The following is a 2875-nucleotide window of genomic DNA, read 5'->3' as shown; positions in this document are numbered from 1 at the left end:
CTCGTCTGGAAAAGGGGAAGAGACGACAAAGAGGTGCTTTTAGACGCCCATATAGACGAAATCGGGCTTGTGGTAACGAATATAGACGATAAGGGGTTCCTCAGGGTAGAACCGGTGGGCGGAGTTTCTCCCTATCATTATGTAGGCCAAAGAGTAAAGTTCCCGAAGGCCACGGGAGTGGTTTACTACGAAGGCGAGACGCCCGAGGAACAAAAGAAAAACTTATCCAACCTCACCTTCGACAACCTCTTCGTGGACATTGGCGCCGGCGACCGCAGTGAGGCCGAAAGCTTGGTCTCCATAGGCACCTTTGGCGTCTACGATTCCTATTTTTACAAAAATGGCAATTACCTCACATCGAAATCCATGGACGACAGGATCGGCTGTGCCGTTTTAGTTGAAGTATTCAGGAATTTAAAGGATCCGCGCCATACGGTCATAGGATCTTTTTCCGTCCAGGAAGAAATTGGGCTTGTCGGAGCCTTTGTATCGGCATACAGCTTTTCTCCTCAAATTTGCGTAGCCGTTGACGTCACCGATTCGGCCGATCATCCGAAGGGGCTTAAAAGGCATGCCATGGCGTTGGGCAAAGGCCCTGCCATAAAGATCAAGGACAAGATGTCCATAAGCCACAGGAAGGTCGTCGAACTGCTGGAGCAGGCAGCACAAAAGGCGAATGTGCCTTACCAAAAGGAAGTCTTGACCTTCGGCGGCACTAACGCTGCCGCACTTCAAAGGACGAAGGAAGGCATCCCTTCCGCAACGCTTTCAATACCCACCAGATACGTCCATTCGCCAAGCGAGACGGTGAGCCTAAACGATGTAGAAGGAGCGGTAAAATTGCTGGTGAGCTTCGTCGATTTGGAGCTAGAGCTTTAATGCCTTGAACGCTCATTTTTAGGGATAGCTTAACGTAAACTAAAAAGATGAAAGGGTCGCTCGTGCGCAAGCGACCCTTTCATATAAATTGTTCGGTTACTTTTTTATGGTGTTTTTCAGCAATCGTCCGTCTTCAAAGGCTATAAAAATCTCAAATTTCTCCGGTGCGACGCTTAAATTTCCGTTATCAGCCAGCCAGAGGTGCAGTTCCGTGCCACCTTCGACCTCCATGTTGAAAGACCCGTCCGTATTAGACAGTATTCCTCCAGATGCCGCGCGGGTGACTACTATATTCCATATGCCGTTTCCCGGAATGGTGTCCCAGGTTCCGCTTTTGCCGTCCTTTGCCTTAATGGCTATGCTTTCTATGGTCCCCTTGGTATTAATGAGCTTGAGCAGCACGTGAACATCGGGGTTAGTGTCGGGCGTGGCAAGAAGAGATGAAACCTCCCCCTTTTTTAGGTAGTTCATCGGGCCCTTGCCCAGGTAAGTTGCCCGAATTTTGTCTGAAACCTGGGCAGTGGCAGAAGGAGCAGTAGTTTTTGAAGTTTGCTCTCCTTCAATGACGCGGACGACCTCCTTTTCCAGGATGCTTCCGTCGCTCATGACCACGAGGACTTTATATTTCACGTCGCCTTCTGTGATGGTACCGTTATCGGTGAGCCATAGGTTGAAGTCCTTCTTCCCGGACACGCTCAAAGAGACTGAACCGTTGCTCTCGTTTAAGACGTTTCCGGAAGGATCCGTCACCGCCACCAGCCATTTTCCGTTTCCCGGTATCGTATCCCATTCCGAGGCACCGTCATCGCCGCGGACGATGAAGTTGATGATCCTGCCCTCAGCTACCAGTTCAAGGGCGATCTTCCAGTCGGGCTTTCCGTCGCCCTTTAGGGCTTCGCTTCTTGACGTGAGATCTCCCTTTGCCGGCTCAATTAAGGCTGCCGAAAGAATCCCTTTATCCGGTATTGCCTTGGTCACCTCTTTGCGTTCGACTGCCTTGCGCAGGACCTTACCATCGTTGAACTTAACGATCACTTCATATCGCGTAGCGCCGGCTGCAATGGAGCCGTTGTCGGCAACCCAAAGGTCCAAGGTCGTATCGCCCTCTACGGCAAATTTTACGCTTCCATCCTCCCTGTTTCGCAGCTTGCCGTCGGTATAGACCGCTATGGCCCATATTCCGTTGCCGGGAACGGTGTCCCACGCCGAAGATGTGCCATCCACGTTTCTTATCGAAATTTCTTCAACTACGGATACGGTGTTAAATCGGATTTTAAAGTGAGCGTCTCTTACTCCGTCTCCTTTGATCTTCTCTGACTTTCCTACGACGTCTTTGTCTCCAATTCCCAATAAGACCGCCGATAGTTCTTCGGACTCGGGCAACTCGACCTTTTCAGCTTCTTTGGGCTTAAAAATATCGGGCATTCCCGGAACGGTCGTCTTTGCCTTTGCGGTACTCCCATCGATGAATGAAACAGCGACCTCATATTCACGGGTTTTAGAGAAGGCAGTACCGTCATCGGCAACGTAAAGGTGAAGCGTAATTAGGGCAAGAAATGGTTTGGTTGAAAAGGACCCCGAAGCAGTTGTTACATCCTCTCCCTTGCCGTCTTGTACGATCATTCCCCATTTCTGGTTGCCCGGTATCGTATCCCATGTCCTATCCGTTCCCAGAGCCTTAAGCTCTACTCCCGTGATAGCTCCAGCCCCTTTGACAGAAACTACGAAATGGGCATCCGGTTTGCCGTCAGGTTTCAAGGTCTCTTTCATCCCCAGGAGGTCCGTTTCGGTGCCCTTAAAGGTAAAGCTCTGGATTTCCCCCATGGCAGCGAAGGCAGAATTTACAAACAGCACCGAGGAAGTAATCAAGAAAAGTAGAAGGACTGCCCTTTTCATTGATTTCATGGCTCAATCCCCCTTATAAATAATTAATTTATATATTACTAAAATATTATAACATGCCACAATGACGCATCGGTATTATTTACGATAACGA

At 49.6% G+C, this 2875-nt stretch carries 2 protein-coding genes; one reads left to right on the top strand and one right to left on the bottom strand.

All coding sequences use genetic code 11. From position 1 onward, the window contains the following. Window positions 1-879: M42 family metallopeptidase (locus Q7P41_RS03005; RefSeq protein ID WP_303882015.1), on the top strand; the 879-nt coding region annotated here is incomplete at its 5' end. Window positions 880-975: 96 nt separating this feature from the next. Here Q7P41_RS03005 and Q7P41_RS03000 read toward each other — a convergent pair. Next, window positions 976-2784, bottom strand: a complete 1809-nt coding sequence (locus Q7P41_RS03000; RefSeq protein ID WP_303882014.1) for a hypothetical protein — start codon at window positions 2782-2784, stop codon at window positions 976-978. Window positions 2785-2875: the final 91 nt, after the last annotated feature.

It is taken from the genome of Acetomicrobium mobile, from assembly GCF_937920065.1.
The sequence above is the reverse complement of the archived record's forward strand: the minus strand, read 5'-3'. Positions and strand labels throughout refer to the sequence as shown.

What these genes read in the sequence shown, in the direction of transcription:
- Q7P41_RS03000 (WP_303882014.1), bottom strand. Translation starts at nt 2,784, where the DNA reads ATGAAATCAATGAAAAGGGCAGTCCTTCTACTTTTCTTGATTACTTCC.